Source organism: Frateuria defendens (genome assembly GCF_001182895.1).
In the GTDB taxonomy this organism is placed as follows: Bacteria; Pseudomonadota; Gammaproteobacteria; order Xanthomonadales; family Rhodanobacteraceae; genus Frateuria_B; species Frateuria_B defendens.
Genome location: NZ_LFQR01000005.1, coordinates 75,613 through 82,523 on the forward strand (window position 1 = coordinate 75,613; position 6,911 = coordinate 82,523).

The window sequence follows — 6,911 nt, forward strand, 5'->3', positions numbered from 1 at the left end:
GGCCTAGGCTCGGCGCCGCGCCCATGCCGTGGAGATTTCCGATGAAACGCTACGCCTCGCTCGCCCTCTGCCTGCTCGCCTTCGCCGGTGCCAGTTTCGCCGCCCGCGCCGCCCCGCCCTGGCGCGAGCAGCCGGCCTGGCGGGCCGCCTTCGCCGAGGCGCACGTGAAGGGCACCCTGCTGGTCTACGACGAGCGGGCCGACGCCTGGCTGGTGGCGGATGCCGAACGCGCCCGCCGCGCCTACCTGCCGGCCTCCACCTTCAAGCTGTTCAACGCGCTGGTGGCGCTGGACACCGGCGCGGTGAAGGACGAGTTCGAGGTGATCCGCTGGGACGGTAAGGTGCGTACCGTCGGCGGCGCGCCCATGGCCGAGTGGAACCGCGACAACTCCCTGGCCAGCGGCATGCGCTATTCCACCGTGTGGTTCTACCAGGAGGTGGCGCGGCGCGCGGGCACCCAACGCATGCAGGCCTGGCTCGACAAGGCCGGCTACGGCAACCGCGACCTCGGCGGCGGCATCGACCAGTTCTGGCTCAGCGGCCGGCTGCGCATCTCGGCCGCGCAGCAGGTGGATTTCCTGCGCCGGCTGGCCGACGGCACGCTGCCGTTCTCCCCGCGCGCGCAGGAGGCCGTGCGGCGCATCAGCATCACCGAGTCCGCGCCCGGCTACGTGCTGCACGCCAAGACCGGCTGGGGCACGGGTGCGGCGCAGAACGCGGCGCACGAGGACCTGGGCTGGTACGTCGGCTGGGTGGAGCGCGGCGGGCGGCGCTGGTTCTTCGCCATGAACATCGACCTGCCGCAGGCCGGCGACGCGGCCCAGCGCGTGCCGCTGGCGAAGCGGCTGCTGGCGCAGCTGGGCGCCTTGCCGGCCACTGGCGGCTGAACCCTCGCCCGGCCGCCGGGCCCGGCGAGTTCAGCCGGCCCGCTCCGCGGCTGGCTCGGCCGCGGGCCCGGGCCACGCCTGCCAGCGGAAGTAGCGGTGGTGGGCGAGGCGCAGCAGGTCGAAGTCTTCCCGGGTGTCGCCATAGGCGTACACCTCGGGATACGCCGACAAGTCGCACGCCTCGGCGACGCGCCGCGCCTTCTCGGGGCCCACGCACTGGGCGCCACGGTAGCGGCCGGTGAGCACGCCGCCCTCGACCTCCAGTTCCGAGCAGATCAGCTCGAGCCCGTGCTGGCGGCACCAGGGCGACAGGTAGACGTCGAGCGCGCCGGAGACGACCATCACGCGGTCGCCCTGCGCCCGGTGCCAGGCGATGCGCTCGAGCGCGATCTCGCGCAGCACGCCGGGCAACACCGCCGAGGCGAAGCGCCGGCCATGTTCGACGGCGACGGCCTCGGGCAGGCCGGCGAGCCCGACGCGCACGGCGCTGGCGCGGATCAGGTTGCCGGGCACCAGCCCGAGCTTGTAGCCGGCGACCAGCGGCGCCAGCACGATCCGCGCGGGCAGGCGCCGCCGCGGCGGCACGGCGGCGTGCAGGAAGTCGGCGAACATCGCGCGCGTGGTGATGGTGCCGTCGAAATCGAACAGGGCGAGGTTCACGGCGCGGCGGCTCCGCAGGGTGGCATCGGCGCCGGCCACGCGGGCGCGGCGTGCGTTCTCGGGGAGATCAGGCCCGCCCGCCCAGCAGGGCCAGCAGCGCCGCGCGCGGCAGCTTGCCGGTCTCGTTGCGCGGCAGCGCCTCGACCAGCTTGAGCGGACGCGGCAGGAACACCGGGTCCATCGCGCCACGCAGCGCGGCAAGGATGGCGTGCTCGTCCAGCCCCGGCGCCACCGCCAGCGCGGCGATGCGGCGCACGCCCATCGCGTCGGCTTCATCCAGTTGCACCACCACGCCGTCGCGCACGCCGGGCACGGCGAGCAGGCGGCGGGTGAGATCACCCAGCGAGGCACGCTTGCCGGCGATCTCCAGCAAGTCGGCCTGGCGGCCGCGCAGCCGGAAGCGGCCGTCGTCGGCCAGGCTCGCCAGGTCGGCCAGCACGAGCGGCGCGGCCAGCTGCGGCGCCTCGACCAGGGTGCCGTCGGGCTGCGGGTGCAGGGCGACGCCGGCGTAGGGCGTCCAGGCTTCTTCCGTCGCGGTGCGCCGGCTGGCGATGGCGCCGGTCTCGGTGGAGCCGAAGATCTCGCGCACCGGCGCCCCGTAGCGCGCCTCGGCGGCCTGCGCCAGTTCCACCGGCAGCGGCGCGGTGGCGGAGAGCACGGCCGCCAGCGGCGGCAGCGCGACCTCGGCGGCAAGCAGCGCGCGCAGGTGCACCGGCGTGGTGACCAGGAGGCGCGGCGCCGGCACCTCGGCCAGCGCCGCGGCCACGTCGGCGGGGAAGAACGGCTGCCCGGCATGCACGCCCACGTCGCTCAACAGCGGCAACAGCACGGAGGTCTCCATGCCGTACATATGCTGCGGCGGCACCGTGGCGACCAGCTCGAAGCGCGCGCCCAGCACGGCCTGCAGCATGGCCCGGTTGCCAGCGGTGTCGGCGTGGAGGGCGCGCCAGGTCTTCACGTTGGCGCGCGGCTTGCCGGTGGAGCCGGAGGTGTAGTTGACCGCCACCACCTGCCCGGCCGGCAGCTGCGGCCAGTCACCGACGGCGGCGGGCGCCATCTCGTCCAGCGGCGGTAGGCGCTGGTAGCCCGGCGGTGCGGCGGTGAGCGCGCGTTCGCCCAGCGCATAGCAACCCGGATGGGCGGCCATCACCTCGGCCACCGCCTGCGGGGCGCGCGAGGGCGGCAGCAGGTTGGCCTGGCCGCGCAGGGCGAGGGCGCAGAAGGCGACCAGGAAGGCGTAGCGGTCCTCGCACAGGTTCACCGCAGCGCCGGCAGCGGGCAGGGCGGCGGCCACGGCGCGCACGTGGGCGAGGAACTCGGCCACGCCGACCGCGCGCCCGGCGCGCCAAGCCAGCACGCGCGTCGGGTCCGGCGCATGCAGCAGCGGCAGCCGCGCCGGCGCTTCGTGCTGGTAGGTGTCGTAGACGATCGCCACGCTATGTCCTCGCTTCCATTCCTTCGTCCATGGCCGGCCACCGTCGGCGGCCGGGGCGGCGCCGGATCGTGGCCTTCATGCTGTGGCACTCCCCCCTGCCGCCGCCGTCGTCGCGCTGCGCGCCGGCCGGGTCAGCCACGGATGATAGCGCCGGTGAGCGCATCGCGAATCGTGGTGGGCCGCGCCAGGCCGCCCAGCGGCGCGTCGAGCACGCCGTCCAGCGCGTCGCCGAAATAAGCCGCCGCCTCGTCGGCCGAACGCGCCGGCGGCGCGCCGTGGGGGTTGGCGCTGGTGGAGACCAGGGCGCCGCCGAAGGCACGGCACAGCGCGGCGGCCGGCGCGTGCGCGGTCACCCGCAGCGCGATGCCCGCATGCGCGCCGGCGACCCAGCCGGGCACGTGGTCAGAGCGCGGAAACACCCAGGTGTGGGGGCCGGGCCAGCTCGCCGCGACCTCGGCCATCACCGCCTCGGGCACGGCCGCGCGGTCGATGTAGCGCGCCACCTGCTCGAAGGCGGCGGCGATCAGCAGCACGCCCTGTCCGGGCGGCCGGCCCTTGAGCGCGAACACTTTCTCGAAGGCCTCGCGGTTGTGCGGATCGCAACTCAGGCCGTAGACCGCCTCGGTGGGGCAGGCCAGCACGCCGCCGGCGCGCAGCAGCGCGGCGGCGGCGTCCAGCTCGGCCAGGGCGAAGCGGCGCGGCACTCAGGTTCCGGCGTGCTTGGCGGCGACCTTCTTGGCAGCGGCTTTCTTGGTGGAGGCTTTCTTGGCGGCGGTCTTCTTGGCGGCGGTCTTTTTCGCCGGCGCCTTCTTCGCCGCGACCTTCTTGGCCGCCGCCTTCTTCACCGCCGGCTCCTTCTTGGCCACCGTCTTCTTGGCGAAGCGGCCACCCTTCTTGACCGGCGCCGCGGCGAGCAGCTCGGCGCACTGCGCCTCGGTGAGCAGCTTCGGGTCCTGATCCTTCGGGATGCGCGCGTTCTTCTCGCCGTCGGTGATGTACGGGCCGTAGCGGCCGTTGAGCACCTGCACGCCATTGCCGAAGTCCTGGATCACGCGGTTGGCGATGGCCTCCAGCTTCTCCTGCACCAGCTGCAGCGCGCGCGGCAGCTCGATGGTGTAGGGATCGTCCTCGGCTTTCAGCGAGGCGTAGGTGCTGCCCTGCTTCACGAACGGGCCGAAGCGGCCCACGCCCACCGTCACCTCGTCGCCTTCCGGCGAGGCGCCGAGCTTGCGCGGCAGCTTGAACAGCTCCAGCGCCTCCTCCAGCGTGAGGGTGTGCATGCTCTGGCCGGGACGCAGCGAGGCGAACTGCGGCTTGTCCTCGTCGTCCTTGGTGCCGATCGCGGCGTAGGGCCCGAAGCGGCCCAGCCGCACCGACACCGGCTTGCCGGTCTTCGGATCGCTGCCGAGCTCGCGCGCGCCGGTGGCCTCGCTGCGGTCGACCGATTCGGTCTTCTCCTCCACCTGCTGCTTGAACGGCTGCCAGAAGCGGCGCATCAGCGGCACCCAGGCCTCCTCGCCGCGGCTCACCGCGTCCAGCTCGTCCTCGAGCTTGGCGGTGAAGTCGTAGTCCACGTAGCGGGTGAAGTGCTGGGTGAGGAACTTGCCCACCGCGCGGCCGATGTCGGTGGGCTTGAAGCGGCGGCTGTCGAGCAGCACGTACTCGCGGTTGAGCAGCACCTGGATGATGCTGGCGTAGGTGGACGGGCGGCCGATGCCGTATTCCTCCAGCGCCTTGACCAGGCTGGCCTCCGAATAGCGCGGCGGCGGCTCGGTGAAGTGCTGCTCGGCCAGGATGTCGGACAGCGCCACCTGCTCGCCCACGCTGAGCCGGGGCAGGCGGCGGCCTTCGTCGTCGTCCTCGGCGCTCTTGCTGTCGCGACCCTCCTCGTACACGGCGAGGAAGCCCGGATCGACCACGGTGGTACCGGTCGAACGGAAGGCGGCGGGGCCGCCGGCGACGTTGTGGAGGTCGAAGTCCACCGACACCGTATTGAGGGTGGCGTGAAGCATCTGGCAGGCCACGGTGCGCTTCCAGATCAGCTCGTACAGCTTGCGCTGCTCGTCGGTGAGGAAGGCGGCGACCTCGCGCGGCGTGCGCAGCGCGGAGGTGGGACGGATCGCCTCGTGCGCCTCCTGCGCGTTCTTCGACTTGGCCTTGTAGAACTGCGGGTGGTCCGGCAGCGCCTTGGTGCCGAAGTCGCGCGCGATCAGCTGGCGCAGCTCGGCCACCGCGTCGTCGGCCAGCGCCACCGAGTCGGTACGCATGTAGCTGATGAGGCCGACGTTGCCCTCGCTGCCCAGGCTCACGCCCTCGTACAGGCCCTGCGCCACCTTCATCGTACGGCTGGTGGAGAAGCCGAGCTTGCGCGCCGCCTCCTGCTGCAGGGTGGAGGTGGTGAACGGCGGCGCCGGGCGGCGCTTGCGCTCCTTGCTGCCCACGTCGCTGACGGTGAGGCGGCCGGCGGCGGCCTCCTTCAGCGCCGCGCGCGCGGCCATCGCGGTGGTTTCGCTGGTGAGGTCGAACTGCTCGAACTTCTTGCCGTTGAGCTTGGTCAGGCGGGCGCTGAAGTCGGCATCCGGATGGCGCAGCTGGGCCTCCACGCTCCAGTACTCGCGCGCCCTGAACGCCTCGATCTCCTCCTCACGCTCCACGATCATGCGCAGCGCCGGGCTCTGCACGCGGCCGGCGGAGAGGCCGCGCTGCACCTTGCGCCACAGCACCGGGGAGAGGTTGAAGCCGACCAGGAAGTCCAGCGCGCGGCGCGCCTGCTGGGCGTCCACCATGTCGTGCGAGAGCTGGCGCGGCTGCGCCACCGCGGCCTTGATCGCCTTGGGCGTGATCTCGGAGAACACCACGCGGTGCAGATGCTTGCCGGCGGTGAGGCCGCGGGCCTTGAGGATCTCGCTGATGTGCCAGGAGATCGCCTCGCCCTCGCGATCCAAGTCGGTCGCGAGGTAGATGTCGTCGGCCGCGGCGGCCGCCTTGGCGATCGCGTCCACGTGCTTCTGGTTGCGGTCGATCACCTCGTACTTCATGGCGAAGTCGTGCGCGGTGTCCACCGCGCCCTCCTTCGGCACCAGGTCGCGCACATGGCCGTAGGAGGCCAGGACCTGGAAGTCCTTGCCGAGGTATTTGTTGATCGTCTTGGCCTTGGCGGGCGACTCGACGATGAGGAGGTTTTTGGCCATGTGGTATCCGAGAGAGGGACTCCGACGCATGGGCGGCGGACATCCATATATATTTAGTTGAGCCATGCGCCCGCGACGACTGTCAAGCCATGCGGCGTGAAGGCGCACCGCACGGCTGCCGCCGGCGGCGCTTTAAAGTCTGTTCACACGATCAGCCCGGCAGGCGCTGGTAGCGGTTGCCGGGCAGGCCCTCGACCATGCCTTCCAGCTCCAGCATCAGCAGCATCGAGGACAGCGCCGCGGTGCCCTGGCCGGTGCGCGCCACCAGGTCGTCCAGTGGCACCGGGTCGTGGCCGAGCGCGTCGAGCAGGCGCCGGTAATCCGGGTCGTCCCGCCAGCCGGACGGGCCCGCGGGGGGGCCGGCGGATGGCCCGGCGGCGCCCGCGGCGAGCCGCTCGGCCAGTTCGCCGCCGAGCGCCCGGGCCGCCGGCGCCAGCGCCTCGATCACCTCCATGGGCTGTTCCACCAACCGCGCGCCGTCGCGGATCAGCCGGTGGCAGCCGCGCGCCAGCGGGCTGTCGATCGAGCCGGGCAGGGCGAACACCTCGCGCCCCTGCTCGACCGCCAGGCGGGCGGTGATCAGCGAGCCGGACATCAACCCGGCCTGCACCACCACCGTGCCCAGCGCCAACCCCGCGATCAGCCGGTTGCGGCGCGGGAAGTGGTCGGCGCGGGCCGCGGTGCCGGGCGGGAACTCGCTCACCAGCACGCCCTGGTCGGCGATGCGCCGGGCCAGCG

At 72.9% G+C, this 6,911-nt stretch carries 6 protein-coding genes; 1 reads left to right on the plus strand and 5 read right to left on the minus strand.

Annotated elements, in window-relative coordinates; all coding sequences use genetic code 11:
• Positions 1 to 41: 41 nt before the first annotated feature.
• Entirely contained in the window at positions 42 to 887 is an 846-nt protein-coding gene (gene blaOXA / locus ACH65_RS01515; RefSeq protein WP_049620804.1) for a class D beta-lactamase, read from the plus strand.
• A 30-nt stretch (positions 888 to 917) separates the two neighbouring features.
• Here the strand turns inward: blaOXA and ACH65_RS01520 are convergent, their stop codons facing one another.
• The 5 genes from ACH65_RS01520 to ACH65_RS01540 all read right to left on the minus strand — a co-directional run.
• On the minus strand, positions 918 to 1,547 hold the full coding sequence (locus tag ACH65_RS01520) for an HAD family hydrolase (protein WP_049620814.1): 630 nt from the start codon (positions 1,545 to 1,547) through the stop codon (positions 918 to 920).
• A gap of 67 nt (positions 1,548 to 1,614) precedes the next feature.
• Positions 1,615 to 2,982, minus strand: coding sequence for an AMP-binding protein (locus tag ACH65_RS01525; RefSeq protein ID WP_049620805.1), 1,368 nt, complete (start codon positions 2,980 to 2,982; stop codon positions 1,615 to 1,617).
• Between the two features lie 131 nt (positions 2,983 to 3,113).
• Positions 3,114 to 3,686 (minus strand): L-threonylcarbamoyladenylate synthase type 1 TsaC, encoded by a 573-nt coding sequence (gene tsaC, locus ACH65_RS01530; RefSeq protein ID WP_049620806.1) that lies wholly within the window; start codon positions 3,684 to 3,686, stop codon positions 3,114 to 3,116.
• Entirely contained in the window at positions 3,687 to 6,173 is a 2,487-nt protein-coding gene (locus ACH65_RS01535; protein WP_049620807.1) for a DNA topoisomerase I, read from the minus strand.
• Positions 6,174 to 6,324: 151 nt separating this feature from the next.
• Positions 6,325 to 6,911 (minus strand): DNA-processing protein DprA (locus ACH65_RS01540; protein WP_049620808.1); only part of this gene is annotated, 587 nt, incomplete at its 5' end.